The sequence below is a fragment of the Bradyrhizobium sp. 25ACV genome, from assembly GCF_054863005.1.
The window spans coordinates 1-272 of sequence record NZ_JAVAYO010000094.1 but is presented as its reverse complement, the minus strand read 5'-3'; the positions used below and the strand labels follow the sequence as shown (position 1 = coordinate 272).

Annotated in this window: 1 pseudogene; it reads right to left on the bottom strand. The window is 54.0% G+C overall.

The features are described 5' to 3' along the window. A pseudogene (locus tag RAD04_RS38715) lies at positions 1-272 on the bottom strand (hypothetical protein); the annotation flags it as partial.

Genomic DNA, 272 nt, shown 5'->3' with positions numbered 1-272 from the left:
CGATCCCATTTCACTTCGTAAGAGACCGCTTCGACATACCGCACTGCCATGTCGTGCTCGACCGCTGCCATGAGGGCTCCGATGGCAAGCGTTTTGCTGCCAGACGGGGTTAGGACGACGTGGCTGTTGGTCACGTTTGCGAACACGCGCGTGTACCGTGTGTAAATTGCACTGAGGATGAGGTAGAGGTCGAGTGGATCGTCTTCAATCGCATAGATGACATTATCGGAATCGACTTCCCAGGATTGATACAGTTCGCTCTCGAATTCGGC